Source organism: Paenibacillus sp. P4_E11, assembly GCF_056401635.1.
Genome location: NZ_JBFUIX010000723.1, coordinates 1 through 542, shown reverse-complemented (window position 1 = coordinate 542; position 542 = coordinate 1). Strand labels below are relative to the sequence as shown.

The 542-nt window shown below is 49.1% G+C and carries 1 protein-coding gene; it reads left to right on the top strand.

The annotated features are described in order from the left end of the window. Positions 1–542, top strand: a 542-nt coding sequence (locus AC1DWB_RS37125; protein ID WP_477546022.1) for a serine hydrolase domain-containing protein, incomplete at both ends; no start/stop codon positions are given.

The window sequence follows — 542 nt, the reverse complement described above, 5'->3', positions numbered from 1 at the left end:
CTATCGGCCGGTATTTGGCCGATTTCCCGAATGGGGATAAAATCACCATTCATCATCTGTTGACGCATACATCCGGTCTTTCACATCCCGTGGGCCTGAATACGAAAGTGTCCATGAAGCTGGAGAATGTCGTTCATAAATTCCGGCATCAGCCGCTTGCCTTTCCTCCAGGAGATCAGTTCCAATACGGGAATTCCGGATATATTTTACTGACCTATTTAATTGAGCAAGTCTCGGGGAAACCGTTCGAAGCGTTTTTGCAGGATCATATTTTTCATCCTCTTGGCATGCATCATTCCGGTTACGATGTTCATAATCGCATACTGAAGCACAGGGCAGCCGGTTACTCTGCGGCGGGAGATGAGGTCGTTCATGGAGAGTATGCACATATGTCGACCCATGCCGGAGCAGCCGGACTGTATTCCACGACCGGTGATTTGTACTTATGGGACCAAGCCCTGCATTCCGACCTGCTGTTCAGCCGGCTAACCAGAGAGCGCTTATTTACCCCGTTTCTGCAAAATTACGGGTATGGATGGTAT